Raw genomic sequence first — 20,871 nt, 5'->3', positions numbered from 1 at the left:
TGCAGATCGCCATGCTCGGCTATCTCACCCGCACACGTGATCATCCTCCAAAAAACATCACCTGACCGAGTATGATCGGTGATGGGACCCCGTGGGATTCTCCAGGCACTCTTCGCGCCTGACTAACCCAGGCCCCCTGACCAAAAGCTGACGGCCGCGATCAATTCCGCGGATTCCGGACCTTTCGCGGGCGTGATCCACCACAATCAACTTAAAACGAGATGCGCCGCAAGCGTCCAACTTGTGAGGGTTTTCCAGCCGCGCAGCCAGTCTCTGTCCAAGCCCCTCCACCAATCGTCGTGACTTAGTGAACCTTGCCGCCGTTAGGTTACGGCAGCGGCTGCGAGTTCAAAACTGAAGGGCTGGCCGTCAACAATAAGGGCGACTTCGCCAACCTCGGTTGGCTTTTTGCGATTTCAGCCTCCGCAACGAGGCTGCAATCACGTCCGGAGTTATCCGCATCGGATGCGTACGTCGAACACACGTCCTCAATAGCGGCTGTCGCGTGCCATGGAAAACTGCCCCCCATATTGCCTCAGATGACAATGTTACCGAAGCGCCCCCCTGTGTCTCCTGAAGCAGCCGCCGCGAGCGGTTTCCGGTTCCGAACGCCACGCCGTCCCGCCGACGGTGCAGACCAAGTCGTGCCGTCCTGTTCGTACGGCTGTATGTCCGACTGTGCCGAGAAGGTGCTTTCCTTCCACACTCGGCGCCCCGTGATTGCTAGCTAAGCCACGTCAATTCAGGGTTTGACGTTGCCATTATCGACGAAGGGTGTCAGGCGTTGTCAGCATGAGGCGCACCGCAAATATGGTGTCGGTCCGCAACGGATCCTCTCGGCGGTTCGCCCGTCGTCAAGCCATTCGGCCAATCCGGCTCATAGACCACCAGAAGTGCTTTCGATGGTCCTTCGGTTTACGCCATCGCGTTTTGAACAGAAGTAGACCAGGGATCGGCGCTCACCAGTATGCACAGGTTTCACCTCGTGGCGGAGCTTACACGTTGTGACCAGCACGGCTCCAAATGGCGGTCGGAATACCTGCTGTTCGTAGGCGCTTGGATATACCACGAACTCCCCCCCTTCGAAGTTCTTCGCGAGTTGCACAATCACGGAGTACTCGAAATCGGGGTCGCTCGCAGCATCCAAATGGATGCCAACAAAAGAACCAGGAGGCATCCGATGCATTTGGCATCGGCGAATGACAAAATCTGATGATGCTCCCAATATTTTTTTCAGTACGAAGCTGCGGTCTTTTCTTTCGAGGAGTTCGATAATCTGCCCTGGGGCTGCACCATTCGCGTTGCTGGGAGGGCGACCCGGCGGGTCTACGCGCACGCGTTTTACGAAGACATTGTGCGAGTCGCCGGCATCTCCTTCCCGCACTTCTTCCTCCGGAATCTCAGTCTGCAGCTGATCGATCCTTGCCAGGTCATCTTGGGTGAACAAAGTCTGCGGACCGATCACCACCGTGCCCTTCACCAACAGCTCTATGCGATATTTCGTCAGATGTTCCTCTGAAAGCAGGCGGGGCTTTTCATTTGCTGCGCGCGGCATTCGTGGTCACTCCAAGGTGTGATCTTCAAGACGGTATTCCAAGCTGCCTTCATGCATTGAGCTGAGCGCTTGCTCCCATTGCTCGCCATCGAAGTCGTCTATTCTTGTGATTTCGATGGATTTTCTATCTAAACATCGAACATTGACACTGAATCCAGAAGGGTTCGATCGCGGCCTATAGAATGGCTTTACGCCGCAAAACCGACAAAACGTGTGCCGGGCGATATTCTTATTGAACTGGTAGGTAGTGAGGGATTCTTCGCCGCGCTCTACGCTGAGCTTGTCACCAGCCACGAGCAAGTGCAGAAATCCAGACATTCTACAGATTGAACAATTGCATCGAACTACCGAGACCTCTCGCGGCGCCCGGACGCGGAACTTGACGGAACCACAATGACAACGGCCGTGATGCTCGATCTCCGCTCGGCCATCTCCCTCAGATGGGGGAATTCGAAGTAGGTCGCGGCACCACTGCACGTTGAGCCGATAGGCTTGATCGAACTCGCCCATGAAGCGAACACGACGGTCGACCGGGACGAGCTCGCGGACGAGCCGGCTTGTCATCTCTCCGTGATATTTCTCTGCGGGATCGTCACCGCCGACATGGCTCCGGAAGTATTCGAGATCGCCGGCCTGCACATCAAAGATCCTGGTCAAAGTGGACCACAGTGCCTGGATCATTTCCGCAGCATGTAGCTCAAAAGCGACCATGTAGGCGCAACGGATTAGAAGATCTTTCGATGACAACCCATCATAGAGGCAATGCAGGTAGCGCTTCGTCGTGGCGCTGTAGTTAGGCTGTATTGCTCGGCCGAGTAATCGCGACGCATCTTTTCTAAGCAGGTTCGAGTGGAAGCTTTCGGTAGCCAGAATTTCAGGTAACGCCGCCTTACCGCCCTGGAGAAGTCGGCCATAACCGCCGGTCTCATCCCAACAGATGAAGTTGGCGACCACGCTGGTCAGCTCAATATCCCTGGTAACGTCCCGATTGCGATGCATTACGTCGAATATGAGGTTCTTTTGCGAGCCCGCCTGCAGGTACGGGAACGCCTGTGACATCGCCAGGTATTCAGGCAGCAGGCTCACAACCTGTTCTTCGGACATCTCCGCAGTGAACGGATGCGGGCCAAACCGAAGTCGTGCTTGCTCAGTCAAGTGCTCACAAAATATCTGCGAGGGCTGATCTTGTTTGAATTGAGATGCTTGAGAAGACCTCATTTGGACCCTGTTATGAGGAGAGAACGATCATTCGAGCGAGGCGGCAAGGGCTAGCGGCAGCGAGATCAAATAGTTCGCTGGTTCGACGTTTTTGGCCGCATCAAATCGTGGCGCCCCCCGCAATCTTCGCAGTATCGGCTTTTGCCTGATGGGCTTGGCCCGTTCATGAGTGTATCGAAGAAAAGCGCCGCCCAGTCGAAGCGGCGCCGCGCTGACTTCCGATCCACAAGCAATCCGATGCTGGAGTAACCCGCGCGCCACTCATCGCTCGCAGAGTCGTGGTGAAATACGGCGGCTGCCTGGCGCGAGGTCCTCAAAACCAAAGAGATTGCCGCCGGCTTTGGCTCGTTCTGCGTGCATTCCTTCGCCATCCTGTGTTCTTGCACGCTTGCAGCAATTGCTGTGCCAATCCGACACTGCTCCATAAGTTCCGAGCACGTTGAGAGAACCCTCGCGAGACTCCTCGTTGCAAATGTCTTGAAGCTGACAGGACCCTGCACGCCGGTCAGAAAACGGACAACGAAAACGGATATGCTTCCAATCCACGGGGCATGGGCTAATAGACCGAGAAAGACTGCTTGAGGACCGTCTCCTACCCGCCAAATGAACGCCGGGCGTCACGGCTGTTTGAACTTCATCTCAAGTCAGGTTTGGCGACCGCCGAAAATATGCCCGAAAGACAAGGCGCCTTCCGGTCGGTCGCTAATGTCTTGAACGACAAAGTCACGGCCTGATAGCAATTGGGCCGGCGTAGGGTTTGCCGCGACCGGCCTTCGACTGGGAAGGAAACTCGCGGTGTCACAAATGTTCGTTCAGCACGCCTCTGTCAAATCGCGTCTTAACGCGATCCTCCGTGCGACCAGCGGCAATTTCCTCGAGCAGTTCGGCTTTTTCCTATTTGGCTTTTATGCCACCGCCATTGGGAACGCTTTTTTCCCGCAGAGAGCGAAACCGCCTCGTTGCTTAACACGTTTGGCGTGTTCTGGCTGGGCGCCTTAATGCGTCCGGTGGGCGCGATTATGCTGGGCGCCTATATTGACAGGATTGGCCGTCGCCAAGGCCTGATCATTACCTTGTCGATCATGGCAGTCGGCACCGTGATTATCGCCTTCTGTCCGAGCCATGCGACAATCGGGATTGCCGCTCCCATTATCGTTCTAACCGGACGGCTGCTCCAGGGCTTTTCCGCCGGCGTCGAGGTCGGCGGTGTTTCAGTCTATCTGGCAGAGATCGCAACCCCAGGCAATCGTGGTTTCTACACTTAGTTCCAGTCGTCCAGCCAGCAGGTCGCGATCTTTGTCGCGGCGATCGCGGGTTACCTGCTGAACGAATCGATGCCGGTTGAGGCCGTGGCCTCCTGGGGTTTGGCGAATTCCTTTCTTTCTCGGCTGTCTTATCGTCCCGCTCATCTTCTTCCTTCGTCGAACGCTGGAGGAAACTCCTGAGTTTCTGGCGATGAAAAAGCATCCCGCAGCAGGCGAGGTCATTGCCTCTGCGCTTGCGAATTGGCGCACCGTCGTCCTCGGGATGATGATGGCCATGCTGAGCACGGCGCCTTCTATTTCGTTACCGTCTACACGCCCACGTTCGGCAAGACCGTCTTGAAGCTGTCCACCCAGGATGCGCTCTTGGTGACACTCCTGGTCGCCGTGACCAACTTCATCTGGAATCCAATTGGCGGCGCCCTCTCCGACCGTATTGGCCGTAAGCCAGTTCTGCTCGCCATTGCTAGCCTTGCCTTGATGACGGCCTATCCGGCTTTGAATTGGCTGGTGAGCGCTCCCACTTTCGGCAAAATGTTGTCAGTGGCGATGATGTTCTCTTTCTACTTTGGCACCTACAGCGGAACTATGCTGGGCGCTCTGGTTGAGATCGTACCTGCGCATGTGCGCACAACCTGCTTCTCCCTGGCCTTCGCACTCGCGGCCGCCCTGTTTGGTACTTTCACTCCACTTGCCTCGACTTGGCTCATTGAACGAACTCATGACAAGGCTTCGCCCGGGTTCGATGTTTGCAGCCGCACTCAGCGTGATCGCTGCACTCACGATCTATCGAGGAACTTCCAAGCCATCGAGAGCCGTGCAGCCTTTGCGCCCCGAACCGCCCGACAGCGCTTTAGGCGTGCAGGCCGCATCGCGCTAGCGTGTTGCTCTCAGTCGCTGACTGCCGGTCTTCGTTTACGACAAACTCATGCCGGGCTCTGCCACGACGCCTAGCAGTCACCTTACGGCGCGTGTAGTGTTATTGCCGCGGAATGCTTGACCGCTGAAGAGGGATTCGCAGCCGTCAGTCGGCAGCGGCCGATCGTCCTATCAGCATTTCCCGGCCGAAGCGCGGAGGCGAATTCTCGCAAACCTCCTACGTGAGGACGGCACGGCTGAATGTCGCCGCGTTTCATGTCCGACATCTTTCTCTGACAGTTTTCAACGGGTCGTATCGCTGCCAAAAGCACAGCTTTTCGCTCGTTTCGTGCTGGCCCAGATCCTGCATCGCGTCCAATTGCGAGACGAGATGAGCGGCGCCAGGATGAGAGTCATGATTGCGCTATTGATCCATTCATCGACGGTGGGATCCGACGATGGCGATTGGCGAAGTCACGCGAACGGAACCGTGCGAACGTCGGTCGTGCCGCCGGCGCTATTCCTGGAGGCAAGTCTACGCTCCACGACGCGTGCGGCAACACATCGATACCAAGCGATACTTGTGCGGGGGTCTGCTGGCAACCAACGACATTTGGCGCCGCTTGCGCGAATCGGTGCGACTTCGAGCTGACCCACCACGCCACATCGCGGGCCTGCGCAAATGCAGTTTCTGAAATGAGGTACCTACACGTGCTCGATCGACTGGATACTCACACTTTCAAGCTGCATCCGCAGCGCGACGCCGTGCTCAGCGAAGTGCATGCGCGTCCGTTTATGCAGCTTATTCCACCATTCAAGGTGATCCACTACGCGTTTCTTGCGAAGGGCGATGCGGCGGCAAGCGATCGCCGCGGCTTCGTCGCATTTTGTCGGGATCGCGACCTTCCCTCACCGCAGGCCTCAGCGAAACATCACCAGATTGATATCGGACCTGTGACGCTTCGTTGGGAACAGCATGCCGAGTTCGCCACCTTCACGTGGATAGTCAATAGTCCGGCCGATCGCCAAGCGGAGGGCGCCCCGGGCGCGGTTCACTCCCTGATGCTAGCGTTGCGGCAGGAAGGGCAATTGCTGGTCGCAATCAAGTTGGACGTAGAGCAAGACGCCTGCCCATTGACACGGGCGGAACAACTTTTCGACAAGAGCAGCCTGGCTATGGCCCGCATAAAGGGCGGAGAAAGTGTCATGGCTTCTGATTTTCGCGTTGACCAAAATGGTTTCACCAGGATTCTTGTCTGCGACCTCGGCTTGACGCCGCACAATCTCGGCGCGTTGGTGCAGCGGCTGCTTGAAGTCGAGACATATCGTCCGCTGGCGCTGCTCGGTCTATCGACAGCTCTTGAGCTCGGTCCATTCGTCGATCGCATCGATAGACGTCTTGGCGAGGTACTCGAAGAAATGCAGGGCGCGGAGGGATTGAAACTCAACAACCATCTACTTGCCGAACTGACCTCGTTGGCCGCCTCGTTTGAGCGCGGTGCGACCGGAAGCCTGTTTCGGTTCGGCGCTAGCCGAGCTTATTACGAATTGGTCCAATCCCGTTTATCTATCATCGAAGGCAGCGAGATCGCGGACTATCCGACCTGGTCGTCGTTCCTCGCGCGCCGGGTGGCACCTGCGATGCGAACTTGCGAGACGACTGCGGATCGCGAGGCAACCCTGTCGGTCAAGCTGGCGCGTGCCGCTGATCTGTTGCGAACCCGCGTTGACGTCGAAATCGAACGCCAGAATCGGGACCTGCTGCATGCTATCAATGAACGCGCTGGGCAGCAGCTTCGGCTGCAGTGCACGGTAGAGGGTTTATCAGTCGCGGCGATAGGATATTATGTGGTCAGCCTGTTTGGCTACCTTGCCAAGGGAGCGCATGATGTCGGACTTCATGTAGAGCCCTCTTATCTAACCGCAGGGTGCGTGCCGATCGCCGTCGGTGTGATCTGGCTGGTCAGCTACAATACTCGCAAGAGACATCTCAAGCACCGCGACGAGCCGTCCGCCATGCGTGAGTAGGCACTCCTTTCAGCTATTAACGGGAGAACTTAGCGACGTTAATCCCCTGGCCGCCGGACGCGCTCCCTCGTACCGTCAACAGTGCGCAAATCCGACTTTGGCCAATTGCTGCGGTAGGATCGAAGATGCTGCTGCCGTCTTCCGCAAGCTATCAGTCCGCCCGCGATACGACCGGTAGCATGACAGATTATCCCCTCTCCCAGGGCAGTGATGGACCGACGGGGTGCCGCTAAATTGCATCGCTAAGACTGGCTGTAGGCGACATTTCCGGATCGGCAGGCGAGACCGCTCAGGTTCGGCGAAGAAAAATCTCGTTCTCCAGGCCAGGTGGTCCCAGCATGGCCGTGTAGTTCACACCCGAAATTGTCAAATTCGTCTCCGGCTGTGAGCGCTCGGCAGCACGTCATGCAAACGCATTCCTTCTTTGAGGTCTGGCGGCGCCCATTGGTCGCCGTGCTGCCAGCCCGTTGGGAGATCCAGCTCTGCATCGGGGACCCCGGGCACCGAGCGCACCGCGTCATATGGTGCGCCGGAGCTCGAGCCGCCTACGCCCCACAGCGGCGAAGGATCTGGTTTATTAACGCTGTCGGTTGGCGAATGTCTGGGTGAAGCAAATATCTCCAAAAGCTTCGCCGTGTCGAAGCTTTCCACTGGCGAGAGGCCAGCTTGACCCATACTCGGCCAAATCCCCTCCGGATCGACAATTTGCACCGGCGACGGAACGGCTGGATCTGGCTGATTCACACTGTCCAATGGGGATCCGACAGGCGAAACGAGCATCTCCCGAAGCGTCGCCGTGTTCAAACTTTCAGCCCGCAACTGATCCGGATCATCCGAGGCATCCCGAAGCCCCGCTGAGTTTTGGAGTGGCAGCGAGGGGACCGGTTGATCTTCCAGTAACCGCCAAAGTTCCTCCGGTTCGAAACTTAACTCCGGTGACGCGACGGCCGGATCATCCTCCGCGTGCCAAGGGGTGGCCCTACCGGAAGCGCGCTCCGCGTTGCGGTAATCACGAACCATGCCCAGCCCGCTGACAATGCTGCCGTTTCCGGGAAACCGCTCTTTGGCAAGTTTGACCAGCTCCGGATATTCCAAATTGGTCATTCGTTGGCCATCTGCGTTGAGCGCCCCAGCAAATCTGAGAAGATTTTTGACGTAGACGTTGATGGCCTTCTTGGGACGCGCGCTGGTACGAGCCGCAGCCTCAATGAGGCATTTGTCTTCGGCGGCGGGAGCCTGATCTTCACGAGGTCGGCGTGCAGCTAAGATGCCAGGCTCACGATGCTCGCGAAGCACCAGCAATGCGGCGTCCATTTCATTGTCATTACCGAACATCCCCTTGGCGTGGACTAGCAGCGCGTTGTGATCGAGCGCGGCCATCGCTTGCCCCTGAGACTCGAGCGATTTCGCCAGCCTACGAAGAACACGATCATACTTCTCGGCTGTGAGCGGTGCCCATCCCCGGCGTGCCGCAGCTGCCTGAACCGCGCCGTCGATCAGAATCTTGTCTTCCGCAGGGGGGACATAATGTCGATCTCCATCGGCCACCCTAGGCTCGCGATATTTGTGAAGCGCCCCCAAGGCGTGGCGCATTTGCTCGTCGGCGGGAAAGTACAACCAAGCGTGGTCAAGCAGGGAAGTCTGATCGAGACCGGAAATGGTCTTGCCTCGGCAGACAAGATCATTCCCAAGTTTTCGTAGGGAAAAGGCATAGTTCCGAGCCGTTTGCTCCTGCAGATTCCTGCGCACAGCGTCTGTTTCAACCGCCTCTATGAGACTCTCATCTTCGCTGGATAGCTGAGGATAGGTCGGGCGCGGAGTATCCCGGGCGACGGCGGCTTCGGCCGCCTCACCCAGTCGCTGCTCAAAATCCGTTTGCCCAGCTTCGTTCGCTTGCGCCCCCTGAGCTGCCTGCTGTCCCCCCAACAGATGATTGGAACTTCGCGGGCCCGAAGAGAATGGGTCGCAGTTTCTCGGGTCCATGGCGGTCTCATCCGTTTTAGGGAACTCAAGAAGCAGATATCACCTGCTACCCGTGACTGCTGATGAAAAGCTGACGAGCCCGAAGCCTCTGATGAGAAGCTTAGAAAGGCATTCCTTTATGTGCGTCTGTTTTCTCGCACGGTCCGCTTGACAACCGGCATAAAGCCCATCTCGAGGCGACGAAGCTTGCCTTGACCGCTCGGCAAGAGCTGATTGATGGAAGCGGCCGCGATGGCGAATGCCAAGCGGGTGATCCCGATCGCCGCGACGAGCTCGCGACGGAACCGAACGCGAACTCAACGGCACCTTCTCTGAGCGGGCAGCACCGGGCAGGTTGCACATTCTCAGTCAAGGCAGCAGGTGGGCGAGCACGGCCCGCTTTCGCATTTGGATCGGTGGTGAATTGCAGCCGGGCTCGTCAGCTTCTCGACAGCCAGCGCGAGCAGCATAAGCCGTCGAGCGTGGCGGACCGGACTACGACTAGTGTCCTGAACCAAAAGTTCATGGCATTTTATGCCTTGGCGGGCAGATTGTAAGCGCAGAAGCGTTCGATTGAGCCGAGAATGTCGTCAGCTGATTTGGTCCATCGGAACGGCATTGGGTCAGCGTTGTGATGGTCGATGAAGGAGGCAATCTCGGCCCGTAGCGCCGCCACACTGCGATAGATGCCGCGCCTAATCTTACGCTCGGTGATGAGTGCAAAGAAGCGTTCGACCTGATTGAGCCAGGATGAACTGGTTGGCGTCAGGTGGACGTGCCAGCGCGGCCTCTTTGCCAGCCAGTTGCGGATCAACGGCGTCTTGTGGGTTGCGTAATTGTCCATGACGAGGTGGACGTCCAGATCGTCTGGAACCGCAGCTTCGATCTCATCGAGAAACTTGCGGAACTCTTTGGCACGATGGCGTCCATAGCATTTGCCAATGACCCGGCCGGTTGCGACGTCGAGGGCGGCAAACAGCGAGGTGACGCCATGGCGTTTGTAGTCGTGACTACGGCGCGCCGGCTGGCCAGGTCGCATGGGCAGCATGGGCTGGCTGCGATCCAGCGCCTGGATTTGCGACTTCTCATCGACACACAGTACGATGGCGCGCTCGGGCGGAGCTACGTAAAGGCCGACGATGTCGCGAACCTTGGCGACGAAGTCGGGGTCGGTTGAGAGCTTGAAGGTCTCCAACCGATGCGGCTGCAAGCCGAAAGCGCGCCATATACGCTGTACTGTTGAGACTGACAGCCCGCTGGCCCGCGCCATGCTGCGCGAACTCCAGTGGGTGGCCCCGGGAGGCTGGGTCTCAAGGGTGCGAACGATCACCGCCTCGATCCGGGCATCCTCAATCGTGCGTGGCGTCCCCGATCGCGGACTCGTCCCAAAGACCTTCAAGCCAATGCTCGGAGAACCGCCGCCACCATTTGCCGACCGTGTCGGGATCGACAGCCAAACGGGCCGCCACGACCTTGCTCTGCTCGCCCTCAGCACAGGCCAGGACGATCCGAGCCCGCAGTGCCAACGCCTGAGCAGTGCTTCGACGCGACGCCAACGATGTCAACTCAGCACGTTCCACCTCATCAAGCTCCAGCGGAGCAAAGCGCCGACCCATCGCCAATCCTCCCCAAATCAGGAGAGTCCGCTATCATCGAGTCGATTTGGAGTCCGCCGAACTTTTGATTCAGGACACTAGAGCATTTTCCACATGATGTGGATCATCTGGTGTATCCAGCATGCCTAGAGTAGTTGGCACACATCTGCGGCGCAAACGACTTGACGAGTTTGCCGATGAGTTTGAGCAGGGCTTGGACCGTGCGGGTGGCGCCTTTGCGCAGCGCAGCTTTCAACCGGGAGAAGGCCTGTTCGATTGGATTGAGGTCGGGCGAGTAGGCCGGCAGATAACGCACGCGGGCGCCGACAGCCTCGATCGCCTCGCGGACACCGGCGATCTTGTGAGTGCGCAAGTTGTCCATGAAGACGATGTCGCCCTTGCGCAAGGTCGGCGCCAGGACTTGCTCGACATAAGCCAGGAACGAGGGCCCATCCATTGCACCGTCGATGACATAGGGCGCCGTGAGGCCATCGATGCGCAGCGCGGCGACAAGCGTCAGCGTCTTCCAGTGACCATGGGGCACGCCAGAGACGAGGCGCTCACCGCGAGGAGAGCGCCCATAGTGCCGGACCATCTTCGTCGTGACCGCAGTCTCGTCGATAAAGATGAGGCGCGGTGCACGCAGCTTGGGCTGCTCGGCTTTCAGCGCGGCACGCTCGGCAGCGACGTCAGGTCGATCCTGCTCGGCGGCGTGCAGTGTTTTTTTTGAAGGTGATGCTGTGACGGTCGAAGAAACGCCAGATCGAACCGATGCCGGCCTTTTGCTTTCTCTGAGAGCGCAGACGCGCGCGGATCTCCTCGAGCGTCAGGTCCGGCTCCGCGGCGATCAGCTCGATCAGCCACTGCTTGTGCTGCTCCAACGGCGAGCGGCTGTGCCCGGTGCCGGGCTTGGCCTCAACGTTTCCGGTCTTCCTCCAACGATCCATCCATCGGATCGTAGTCGAAGCGCCGAGATTGAGAATGCGCGCAGCCTCACGTGCGCTTTCGCCGGACTCAACAAGCTCAACCGCACGCACCCTGAGGTCCTTGGAGTATCCCTTCGCCATCGCATGCCCCGCATGTTGTCGCGGGCAACACCGAATCTGATTTGCGTGCCCGTGGGAATCCCCTTTGACTGTTCCGATTCACCTCAACTGGAAACCGCTCTAGCGTGGGACCGGCCCAGTTTCGGCCAACTCGACGCATTAGGCCGCCGGAGGCATACCTCGCGCTGAGGGCGCCGGCGTGAGGACGGCGCCAATCTCGCCTGAATCATCAGCGCCAAGCTCTCCATGCCTCCGCGCTTGTCGGAGTGAGGAGGGACGCCAGGGCGTTGACGCGTTCGGGATTTTTCTCACCAAACTCTCAAGATCAAGCATCGCGGGCTAATGCGGCAAGATCGGTCTCGAGCTTCGGCTGTTGCTTGAAGATTGCGTCAATCAATGCCTGTGCGGGCTGCTCGGCGGTCTCAACCAGCGCTGCTTTCTCGGCGCGCGCAGAGGGTGCGAACACTCGCTTCACAACGGTCGGCGAACCCTTGAGACCGCATTTGGAGACGTCCTCGACGCCGGCATCATGCGCGCTCCATTTCACAATCGGCGCACGCGCAGCCCGCAGCGCATCCGCCATTGCGCCGCGCCGAATCTGGTTGGTAGCCTCCAGCATGGTGACAAGACAGGGCAGCCTGGTATGCAGCACCTGGACACCACCTTCGGAGCGCCGTTCCGCTTCAATCGTACGCGCTGCGAGATCCAAGGATCTGACCTTGGCGACGTAGGTTAGCTGCAGCACGCCAAGTCGCTTTGCAATGCCGGGACCGACCTGCGCGGTATCGCCGTCTATGGTCTGTTTGCCGGTAAAAATGAGGTTCGGCGGCCCGTATTCCTTACCAATCTTCCGAATCGCTGTTGCCAGTGCATACGTTGTGGCTAGGGTGTCGGAACCCGCAAAGCAACGATCGGTCAGCAGAACGGCACGATCCGCGCCAAAGGTCAGCGCTTTTCGCAAAGAGTCTTCGGCCGATGGTGGCCCCATTGTAAGCACGGTTATCTCGCCGCCGAAACGATCGCGCAGCTCCAGCGCGGCCTCGAGCGCGAACAGGTCATAGGGGTTGATGATGGTAGGCACGCCCTGGCGCATGATCGTATTGGTCACGGGGTGCACGCGGATCTGCGCAGAATCCGGGACTTGTTTGATGCAGACGACAGTGTGCATGGAATTGCTCCAAAAAGTTCGACAGCTGCGAACGGAACAGCAAATGTTATACCATCGCGCCTATTTTTGGATTTCTCTAGGAATTTCGAACATTTATATGGGAGAATGCGGCCCACTCTAGCTCGCTGCTCCGGGCGAAAGAGTACCGACGCGCGTCGGAGCTGCGACAGCGCCATCCAGCTACGAATGTCGGGTGAGTGACGCCAAGACCGCTTGCGAGATCACCTCCGTCCATCAGGCGCAGGCAGAATCGCGATGCGCACGGACAGGTGGCTCCGGCGAGGTGGTCCGCCGTGGCCAAACCTCGAGGGGGCGAACGCCTTGAGTTCCTGCCGCGATCGGAAGCTTCGCCGGTCTAGAACTGGCGCGCGCCGGCGTCGGAGAGATCACCTTTTTTGATTTCGACATGGTCCAACCGGCAATAGCCTGCGGGATCTTCCCCCCTTGAGAACGGAGGCATCCTTCTGGGCTGGCGTTCGGGAGAAGATTATATCGTCGTCGATCTCTGCGGTCCCGGTCCACTCGCACTTCAACGGACGGCATTGTTTGTTGCCGGATCACAAGTGGCAGATGGCCGAGATCAAAAGCGCGTTCGAAGCGAGCGACGGCGATCTCGACTATCTCGGCGACTGGCAATCGCATTCCAGATGGCGCAGCTGAGATGAGCGATCTCGGTTCGGCGACGCTCTCGCGGTTAGCTCGAATCGTGACTGCGCCGCAGATGCTAACCGTCGCTGGTAGTCAAACAGACTGGACATTCCTCGATGCTGGAAAGGGGAAATCGTCCGTCCGTTGTTTCGGCGCAGATTGATGGCCACCCCGGCAGCTCGAATCCCCCATCTAAGGTCGTGAACCCACATGCGGCTCCGCGATGTAAGTGAGCCGAGCTCCATAAGAGGCCATCCCTTGATTTATCACGACATGTGACGCACATTAAGCGACACATGTCGCGAGACCACCATGACAGCGGCCGCTGAAAAACCTGTTGGGAACGTGCCGGGCAATGACCTGCAAAAAGTGGCCGATCTGCTCGGCGGACCCCGTATCCTGTCGCGCCGCATCACAAGCGCCCTCGACGCCCATGAACTTCTGCTGGACGGACTGCCTGGATCCGCGCTGAGCCACTTCGTCCGCCCACCTCCTCTTCATTCAAACAGCTTCGCTGGAAAAAGCCTTCGGAATGAGCCTTCGCACCTTTCAGCGGCGCAAGGACGCTCCGGACAAGCCGCTCAGCCAGGAGCAAAGCGGGCGAACCTGGAAGTTTGCCGAAATTCTGGCCAAGGCCACGGACGTGTTCGGTTCGCAGGAGGAGGCCGAGCAGTGGCTCGAGCGTCCGGCCATCGGTCTTGACCAGCGCCGCCCGATTGACCTGCTCGTCACGCCGGCCGGCGTCGAACTCGTTGAACAGTACCTTACGCGCCTCGCCTACGGTGTCTATGCGTGACGTCTTCCGTAGAGCCATTGGGAGGCGGCAAGCTCATCGCCTGGCGCCTCGATCCGGCACGTTACGCGTCGACCTGGGATAGTGGCGAAGGCGCTTTCCTGGCCGGCGGCCGGTGGAACAGCATAGGCGTCCGCGTGGTCTATTGTTCTCTCGATCCGGCGACAGCGATCCTGGAAGTCGCGGTTCACAAAGGCTTCAAGACGCTCGACACAGCGCCGCACGTACTGACCGCGCATCATGTCATCGACGTGTCCGACGTTCACATCGTTCGCCCCGCCGACGTTCCGAACGCCAACTGGCTGCTGCCCGGAATCCCGGGCGCAGGACAGCAGGCGTTCGGTGATGCGCTCCTGGCCAAACACCGCGCGGTGTCCAACCACAGCTGGAATCTTCGACCCGACCAAGGCGAAAGGCGCGTACCAGTAGCACATTCAGGAAGCGTTCGCACTCGATACGCGTCTTCATCCTCGACCATCTAGGTCCTGATGGCTTCATGGCAGCGACCGCCGCACACCAACGAACGACAGTCTGGTGTTATTGCCGATAATGGCGCGTTGTCGCTTTCGAACCCACTCTAACTTGGAGACCATCGGCGAATTTATAGGCTTGTCCAGGCTCGGACAGTGGGCCGCCTTTCCGACTTGCACCACCGAGTCGATCTCTGTATTGCCACCGCCGCTCGCCCCGCATGTCACTTGTCGCCCGGATGCGGACGCGAGGCACTGCGCGCGCGTCTGGTACATGCAATCGCCGGGATATCCGACGCCTCTCCCCTGCATGCACCATGGAAATCTCGAGTTCTCGCCGGAGTAACAGTTACGTATCCCGCGATCCCAAAGGCCAACGCAGCAAACAACAGAGACACGCGCATTGGTGGCTTCTTAGTTCGACGCCCGACCGTTCCAAAGGAGCGAACGACCCGTAGTTCCCCTTAGAAGCTCATTAAAGATGGCTTGATGCTGCTGGCAGCGGACGCTGGGGTCAGCAATGAGGAGATCGCCGCGAGCGTCGGGGTTCGCGGCTCGACGGTGATCTGCCTACGCGCCGTGCATGCTTCGCCCGAGTCCACGGCCTACGATATCCGACACCTCTCAGACTTGCTCTAGGTTCTACGTTAGGCGTCACGCGCCCGCAAATCCTTTTCTCCCCAGCCTCCCTCCGGCTCGCACAGCAATCTGCCAAAGCACGATTGATCGACCTCAGAGAGGTGGCGAATCTCGTCCCAATGCCGCATTAGGCAATCAATTTGGGCAACTTTGAATTTGGAGAAAGCTAGCTCCACCACACCTTTGTCATCGGTTCTGATGGCTACTCCAGCAGGCCAGGCGTCTGTTCCACTTAGGATGCGGGTGTTTACCACCATCGGAATGACGAAGGGCGCCCCGTCATTCAAGCGGCTGGTGTCGACCATCGCTTGTCTTGATCGAGCAGAGCAAAGATTTCGTCGGCCGCGACCGGCCGACCGATGAGGTATCCTTGCACTTCGTCACAATTGGCTTTTCGCAAATAGTCGAGCTGCTCGGCGGTTTCGACGCCTTCGGCGACCACGCCGATCTGCCGGTCCTGCGTCAGTGTGATGATTGATTTTACGATCGCCGCGCTCTCTGGTCGGCTCAACATGTCTCGTATGAAGGACTGATCGATCTTGATGCGAGTGTAAGGCAGTTTCAGTAAATAGGTCAGCGACGAATATCCCGAAATCGTCAAGTGCCACCGTCACTCCCAATTGTAGGAGTGCGTTCAGGATCGATGATGCCGGCGCGTACTTCGAGATCAGCATCGATTCGGTTATTTCGATTTCGAGACGATGAGGAGCGACTCTGGCTTGGGAGAGGGCCTGCACGATTGTCTCAAGGATGCTGACGTTATGGAACTGAGCTGCCGAAAAATTCACGGCGATCCTGAGGTCAGACGGCCAGTTCGACAGCGTCGCGCAGGCGCGTCGCACCACCCACTCACCGATTCCGTGGATCAGTCCGGTCTCTTCGGCGATTGGGATGAACTCGGTCGGGGAAATTACCCCACGGACGGGATGCCGCCAGCGCAGCAAGGCCTCAAAGCCGGTGACGCGGTCCGTTCGAATATCAAAGAATGGTTGGTAAAGAAGGAATAGCTCGTCTCTGTCGATCGCGAGCTCCAGATCCTGCTGCAACGCTCTGTGCTCGTGCGCTGATTTGTCATCGGAGATCTCATAGAAACAGATCGTTCCCGGACCCGCTTGCTTGGCGCGATAGAGCGCAATGTCGGCATTCCTCAGGAGCTCATGAGGTACGTCGCCATCGCGCGGCGCCATTGCGATGCCGATGCTGGTCGCTCCCGCGATCTCACATTTTTCGATGGCGAATGGTTCGGCGAAGGCGCCGACAAACCGCTCGGCGACTTCGAAGGCATCCTCAACCTTGGTCAGATTGGTCATAACAATGGCAAATTCATCGCCGCCGATGCGCGCAACAGTATCAGTCTGCCGTACGCATCGCTGTAGTCTCGCCGCGGTCTGCACGAGAAAGTCATCGCCAGCGGGATGGCCGAATTTGTCATTCACTTCCTTGAAGCGATCGAGGTCGAGGAGAAGAACCGCGAACTCCTCGCCCGTGCGGGCGAGCCTGTTGAGGGCACCTTCGAGGCACTCATTGAAGGCAAAACGGTTCGGCAGTTGGGTCAGCGGATCCCGTCGCCCCCTCCTTTCGGCCTCCAGTTGAGCAATCGTGCGTCTGGTAAACGCGAAGGAATTGGCGAAAACGCCGGCAGGAGTACGAAGCCATAGGCCACGACCAGAATAGCGACGAGCAGATAGGCGAAATCGTCGTTTCTGCCGAGGCAAATTGCGGTACCCACAAAGATCGGAGCCGTGAACGCAACTGCCGCCACCGGAATCGTGGCGAAGGCGAATGCGCCACCTGCAAGCATTCCAGAGCAGAGACACGTTATGACGAGCTGCCCGCCATTGGAGGCATTCGCGAAGAAAGCCACCGGCACAATTGCCCAGGCAGTTCCGAGAACCAGCGCATTCCGTACCAACCGGTGCATGGCCTGGCGCGACACGAACTGGGGCTTCGTCATCAGTCGTGATGAACGCGCTTTCAGGCCTATCGATAGCGCGCCGCAGACGACAGTCGCCGCCCAGATCAGGGCAACGTTTCTGTCTGGCGAATGCCAAAGCGCAATGGCGAGTACGGTCGCATTGCAGGCGTTGGCCATCATGATGCCCAGCGAATAGCCAAGCACGAGGGAGACCTGCTCGGCACGAATGTATCCTGCAACCGTTTCATCGGTGGCCGGCCCGCCAAATGCCGCCAATTCTCCGGCTAGGAGCTTCGAGAGCCAGGAGCTCAGATATGCTCGCATTCAGGGACCCCGCAGGACTGGTTATAACGTTTGGCGCCAGCTCCGGAAGGTCGCGGCAAATCTTTGACAAAAGATAAACTCTTGATTGTACCAGCCGCCTAGCGCCGCCTGACGGCGCGCAGGAATCATTGCTGAGGGTTTGGCCGGTTACTGCGCAACTCCGTTCGTTTCGTACAGACCTATTGCTTTGATAGATCGCTAGTTCGAGTTAACTCGCGTGATGACAGCCTCAGCGCCATCTGGATGAAACAGCGAGGTGTGAGATCGATCGGGCTCGACCAAGGTTTGGCGACGCGCGCATTCCGCGGTTGAGCCGCTTGCCCCGACGACCTTCTCTTTGCGTGGCCCTCGCAGTTCGCTGTCTTACTGCACTGCACGCCAGCCAATAAGTTTCGGCAGAGGTGCCGTTGATCCCTTTTGTTCGATCGAGCCAGCCTCCTCGACCCGTCGGTCCACGCAATCAAAACTCGACAACCCGGTTGGATGCCCGCGCAGCAAAAAGAAACGCAGGACATCTGGAGCTGATCGCCGTCAGTTGACGCCGCGATGACGCTTTCTTTCAATTTCAATGACCGCGCGCAAAACTGCCCGACATGCCTCGTCGTCGCTGACGGAGCGTCCCTTTCGTACAAGCCTGAGGCTCACCACATCCGGGCTAGGCGCTCTCGCAGGCCATCCAAGCCGACTCTTTCTTGTCGCGACAGGACACTGGCCTGGGAGCGTCGCCATGCCGAGTATATCGACCAATTCCAGGAACCGTTTGTCCGAAAAGCGCTCGTTCGGCTTCGAGCGCTAGGAGAGACCGCGCCGTGCTCGCGGCGAGCCTTATTGGGGCCGCTTCGAACACCAGCACGAAGCCGCCACCACGCTCCGGGACATCTCGGCTGGTCCGGCGCGGGTCTTATATTTGGACTAGCATTTCAGTTGCGGTCTCGCGCTAAGGAGCACCGACCTCCTATGCACACAAAACGCGAACCCCCATGAGCTAGCTCGCCGTCAGCTTGATAAACACACGCCTCACTTCATCATCGCGTCAGTCTCTGCGCGAAGGCTTGGCGCGACGCGTGAATAGAACATGTGGCCGCCCCGATAGACCACGAATTTGACCCGCCGCTCCGAGGCGAAGGGTAGCAACTGATCGAGCGCCATCTTCGAACCGAAATAGGGCGTAATAAGATCGAACAGACCGTGCCCGATCAACACGTTCATCTTCGCGTCCCTCGCGAGGATCTGGCGCAGTACCGATAGCGACTGCGGGGGCACTGCCCTTGCGGAAGCTCCAGTGCCGCCAGACCGCGCCGTTGAGCAGTGGAACCGTCCGGTCGCCAGTTGAGCCTGCGCGTCAGGACATCAACGGCCGCGCACATAAGCTTGGCCGGCTTTCTTTCCTCAAGGATCGCAAGAAGTCAAATACCCTCAGCCAAGATGACATGCTACCTAGAAAGGCAGAATGGTTGCTGCCGGAACATCGGGCGAACTGTCTATTGTTGGGCAAGGAGTTCGTCGAGCGCGCGAGTGAGTTCATCTACATCAACGTCATCGTCGCACGACTCGGTCGAGATACTTACAACGCTCTCGTCATCGCCATCCTTGGCATCCCATGATTTAGAAAGGTACAGTTCAGGTTTATTTGCACGCTGCCATTCACCATCAGCATTCCTAGTCCACTTATCGGGACGCTGGGCAGGATCAAGCACCATGTTGGCTTCATCCACCTCAACAAAACCCATCGCCGCGAGGCGGGATCGCGCTTCCAGACTGACCGGAGTGGAATTGATCAATGGTCGCTCGCCATCGCGCCGAAGTTGACATTCCAGCAGAATATCCCCCGCGTTGTCGACAAGCGGATGACTAAGCCGAAGAGCTGTGGTGGATGTGATTTCAGTTCGCCCGGGAAACAGTTCCCGCCACTTTTCGCCTTCGAATACCTCATTCATCTGAAATCCAGCTTCTGTCCTTAGAAGCCCAACGCTTTCGTTGCCTAACTCATAGCTGAAATATCGAGCGTCGTCGGTATGTCTTCTGGCCGTACCGGTGCCCTCAGCCAGACTTGCCGTACGCGCAGCTTTTGAAGATACGAAAGGCGAGTACTCTTGTGAGTTCGCCGCGATATGCTTGATTTCAGCGCCATGAAAATCCTTCATTTTGTCTTTGAATTGAGACCTTGTGATCTCGATGACAGGAGGTCGCTGAGCGAGGAAGTACGACGGTGCTGCCGCCGCAGACGAACTAGCGTTCGGATTCGGCGTCGACTGAATGTCTGCAAGCACGTCCACAAACCTCGGGGTATCTGTATCAGGTTGCGCGGCACTGTTTACTGAGTACTCGATTTCACCAATTTCCCTTGCATGCGAGAGCGATTCGATACTCGACGAGCTGATAGTCCGGTTATGCATGGTAAGTCGTACTGGAGCCATTCCGAGTCCGGCCGCAAACAACGAGCTGAGACTGTACAATATGACGCGACGCACGATTCAAGCCCCTTCGATGGTTCATTGCGTGAAAACTTGCGGCTCAACCCTGAGCTCCGTCAGTCGTCGGTGGCGGTAACCGTCGATCCTCGAGCATCTTTGATTGCTTCTCCGGCGTTTAGGATGCGCCGTTGATAGGGATCCTCCTCCCACATTCGGTCGGAGATATCCCAGATCCACTCCTCGAACGGCGAGATCGCAAATGCAACGAAGCGACGGCTATGTCCGAAGTCAAAGTTAGTGCCTACCGCGCAGGCGCGGAAGAACTCCGCCAAGCGCAGTGCTTGAGTGACTTTTTGTCCCGTCGACGATTTCTCTCTGAAAATCGTTGCGGTTTTCGCGATTTCGTAATTGAGGGGCTGACCGCTTGATACGACTCGAACAAATGCAATTCGTGCCCCATCGTCGCCACGGCGTCCAACTTTCTGGACGAACCGATGATCGCATTCTGTCCTCACGTTCAGCGAGGGTAAAATCAGGGACTCGATGGTGCGACGGGATGATCTGTGAACTTGAGGCTGGACGGCAGAACAACATGCGTCGAGCCATCATAGAGATAATGGATCGTCTTGGCGCCGGTCTCTTGAACGATATCGCAGAGCCGCGCTTTGCTGGCGTCCAAGGGCTGGTGGCCGTAATCGTTGTAGGGACCAGGTATCCCCCAACGGACCTCACCAGCGAAGAACTCGAAGAGGTGGCTATTCGTCCAGCCAAATGCCGCCTGAAGCATCAGATGTAGCCTATCAAGGAGCAGGTGACGGGTACAACAAGGCGACGCATCAAAAGCCCAAAACCTGAAACGGTTAAACGTTATACTCGGGCGCTTCGTCAACCGTAACAGCGGAAGCCTCCGGCGATCCGAAGGGCGGTGATCGCGGTCGGGCACGGGATCGGGCGGCAATTGCGAGTTGGTTTCGTT

11 protein-coding genes and 6 pseudogenes are annotated in these 20,871 nt (G+C 58.1%); 4 read left to right on the top strand and 13 right to left on the bottom strand.

Annotation, left to right across the window (positions count from 1 at the left end; translation table 11 throughout):
- Positions 1-877: 877 nt before the first annotated feature.
- Both ACVMDN_RS05405 and ACVMDN_RS05400 read right to left on the bottom strand, forming a co-directional pair.
- The gene (locus ACVMDN_RS05405; RefSeq protein ID WP_253603402.1) at positions 878-1,555 is read right to left on the bottom strand and encodes a 2OG-Fe(II) oxygenase; all 678 of its coding nucleotides are present in this window, start codon (positions 1,553-1,555) and stop codon (positions 878-880) included.
- A gap of 6 nt (positions 1,556-1,561) precedes the next feature.
- On the bottom strand, positions 1,562-2,710 hold the full coding sequence (locus tag ACVMDN_RS05400; protein ID WP_245313954.1) for a GFA family protein: 1,149 nt from the start codon (positions 2,708-2,710) through the stop codon (positions 1,562-1,564).
- An 867-nt stretch (positions 2,711-3,577) separates the two neighbouring features.
- Here ACVMDN_RS05400 and tcuC point away from each other — a divergent pair.
- A pseudogene (gene tcuC, locus ACVMDN_RS05395) lies at positions 3,578-4,915 on the top strand (tricarballylate/proton symporter TcuC).
- Positions 4,916-5,604: 689 nt separating this feature from the next.
- Positions 5,605-6,921, top strand: coding sequence for a DUF3422 family protein (locus ACVMDN_RS05390; RefSeq protein WP_245313953.1), 1,317 nt, complete (start codon positions 5,605-5,607; stop codon positions 6,919-6,921).
- 366 nt (positions 6,922-7,287) lie between these two features.
- Here ACVMDN_RS05390 and ACVMDN_RS05385 read toward each other — a convergent pair whose 3' ends face one another.
- From ACVMDN_RS05385 to ACVMDN_RS05370, 4 genes and pseudogenes are all read right to left on the bottom strand, one after another.
- Entirely contained in the window at positions 7,288-8,904 is a 1,617-nt protein-coding gene (locus ACVMDN_RS05385; RefSeq protein ID WP_141713527.1) for a hypothetical protein, read from the bottom strand.
- 511 nt (positions 8,905-9,415) lie between these two features.
- Positions 9,416-10,499 (bottom strand): annotated as a pseudogene (locus ACVMDN_RS05380) (IS630 family transposase).
- A 103-nt stretch (positions 10,500-10,602) separates the two neighbouring features.
- Positions 10,603-11,545, bottom strand: a protein-coding gene (locus tag ACVMDN_RS05375) for an IS630 family transposase (RefSeq protein WP_456835514.1) whose coding sequence is annotated in 2 segments (ribosomal slippage) — positions 10,603-11,205 and positions 11,207-11,545 — 942 coding nt in all. Because the reading frame shifts where the segments join, the coding sequence is not laid out codon by codon here.
- A 304-nt stretch (positions 11,546-11,849) separates the two neighbouring features.
- The gene (locus ACVMDN_RS05370) at positions 11,850-12,692 is read right to left on the bottom strand and encodes an electron transfer flavoprotein subunit beta/FixA family protein (RefSeq protein WP_057016774.1); all 843 of its coding nucleotides are present in this window, start codon (positions 12,690-12,692) and stop codon (positions 11,850-11,852) included.
- Positions 12,693-13,652: 960 nt separating this feature from the next.
- On the opposite strand from ACVMDN_RS05370, the pseudogene parS reads away from it, so the two are divergent.
- Positions 13,653-14,136: pseudogene (gene parS / locus ACVMDN_RS05365) on the top strand (type II RES/Xre toxin-antitoxin system antitoxin).
- Positions 14,133-14,622, top strand: a pseudogene (locus ACVMDN_RS05360) (RES family NAD+ phosphorylase). Before parS ends, ACVMDN_RS05360 begins: the two co-directional pseudogenes overlap by 4 nt.
- A 5-nt stretch (positions 14,623-14,627) precedes the next feature.
- On the opposite strand, the gene ACVMDN_RS05355 reads toward ACVMDN_RS05360, so the two are convergent.
- The 7 genes and pseudogenes from ACVMDN_RS05355 to ACVMDN_RS05325 all read right to left on the bottom strand — a co-directional run bounded on the left by ACVMDN_RS05355 (position 14,628) and on the right by ACVMDN_RS05325 (position 20,682).
- Positions 14,628-14,879 (bottom strand): DUF3551 domain-containing protein, encoded by a 252-nt coding sequence (locus tag ACVMDN_RS05355; RefSeq protein ID WP_253641395.1) that lies wholly within the window; start codon positions 14,877-14,879, stop codon positions 14,628-14,630.
- 371 nt (positions 14,880-15,250) lie between these two features.
- Positions 15,251-15,547: a hypothetical protein gene (locus tag ACVMDN_RS05350; protein ID WP_069280000.1), complete on the bottom strand. Its 297-nt coding sequence runs from the start codon at positions 15,545-15,547 to the stop codon at positions 15,251-15,253.
- Positions 15,526-17,481, bottom strand: a pseudogene (locus tag ACVMDN_RS05345) (putative bifunctional diguanylate cyclase/phosphodiesterase). The gene ACVMDN_RS05350 and the pseudogene ACVMDN_RS05345 overlap by 22 nt, the downstream one beginning before the upstream one ends.
- Before the next feature lie 1,017 nt (positions 17,482-18,498).
- Positions 18,499-18,857 (bottom strand): annotated as a pseudogene (locus ACVMDN_RS05340) (peptidase S10); the annotation flags it as partial.
- Positions 18,858-18,962: 105 nt separating this feature from the next.
- Complete coding sequence (locus ACVMDN_RS05335; RefSeq protein ID WP_245314070.1) at positions 18,963-19,877, bottom strand: hypothetical protein; 915 nt, start codon at positions 19,875-19,877, stop codon at positions 18,963-18,965.
- 134 nt (positions 19,878-20,011) lie between these two features.
- Positions 20,012-20,227, bottom strand: coding sequence for a hypothetical protein (locus ACVMDN_RS05330; RefSeq protein ID WP_253587752.1), 216 nt, complete (start codon positions 20,225-20,227; stop codon positions 20,012-20,014).
- A gap of 200 nt (positions 20,228-20,427) precedes the next feature.
- The gene (locus tag ACVMDN_RS05325) at positions 20,428-20,682 is read right to left on the bottom strand and encodes a plasmid pRiA4b ORF-3 family protein (protein ID WP_253587753.1); all 255 of its coding nucleotides are present in this window, start codon (positions 20,680-20,682) and stop codon (positions 20,428-20,430) included.
- Positions 20,683-20,871: the final 189 nt, after the last annotated feature.

The sequence above is a fragment of the Bradyrhizobium sp. USDA 4510 genome (assembly GCF_054059095.1).
The sequence above is the reverse complement of the archived record's forward strand: the minus strand, read 5'-3'. Positions and strand labels throughout refer to the sequence as shown.

Coding starts and splice junctions, on each gene's coding strand:
- ACVMDN_RS05370 (WP_057016774.1), bottom strand. CDS start 12,692: ATGCACACTGTCGTCTGCATCAAACAAGTCCCGGATTCTGCGCAGATC.
- ACVMDN_RS05385 (WP_141713527.1), bottom strand. CDS start 8,904: ATGGACCCGAGAAACTGCGACCCATTCTCTTCGGGCCCGCGAAGTTCC.
- ACVMDN_RS05335 (WP_245314070.1), bottom strand. CDS start 19,877: ATGCATAACCGGACTATCAGCTCGTCGAGTATCGAATCGCTCTCGCAT.
- ACVMDN_RS05355 (WP_253641395.1), bottom strand. CDS start 14,879: ATGTACCAGACGCGCGCGCAGTGCCTCGCGTCCGCATCCGGGCGACAA.
- ACVMDN_RS05350 (WP_069280000.1), bottom strand. CDS start 15,547: ATGGTCGACACCAGCCGCTTGAATGACGGGGCGCCCTTCGTCATTCCG.
- ACVMDN_RS05405 (WP_253603402.1), bottom strand. CDS start 1,555: ATGCCGCGCGCAGCAAATGAAAAGCCCCGCCTGCTTTCAGAGGAACAT.
- ACVMDN_RS05325 (WP_253587753.1), bottom strand. CDS start 20,682: ATGCTTCAGGCGGCATTTGGCTGGACGAATAGCCACCTCTTCGAGTTC.